This is a genomic window from Arthrobacter sp. 10L430 (genome assembly GCF_056395245.1).
Map to the genome: position 1 here is coordinate 1 of NZ_JBFTJD010000084.1, position 383 is coordinate 383.

A 383-nucleotide genomic window follows, 5' to 3' on the forward strand; every position below is an offset into this window, starting at 1 on the left:
CTCTATGTTCCGCTCACTGACTACTCGCAGATCATTTTCTGTGAACACGTCGATCTGATCCTCTATGTTCCGCTCACTGACTACTCGCAGATCATTTTCTGTGAACACGTCGATCTGATCCTTGACGAGGTCGGCGGCGCGGTTGCCTCCACGACTGGCGACGATATCCCCATTGGCGTCAAGGCATCTTTACAGGAACTTCGCCGTCGCGTCTCCCAGGGTGTCACCCTCACCCCCAGTTGGTCGCGTGCTTCCAAGGTTCTTCGCGAGGTCTCCCAGGGTGTCACCCTCACCATGGGCTATTTTCCGGTCGCTCACAAAGACGGCGTTCCCTTCGACGGGCCACACGATATCGAAACCTTGTCGGTCGATTCCGAAACGCT

The 383-nt window shown here is 56.1% G+C and carries 1 protein-coding gene; it reads left to right on the forward strand.

Annotated features, from left to right (window positions below; genetic code table 11):
* The coding region (locus AC1DDG_RS21775) for a hypothetical protein (protein ID WP_476877708.1) at positions 1–383 on the forward strand (383 nt) is incomplete at both ends.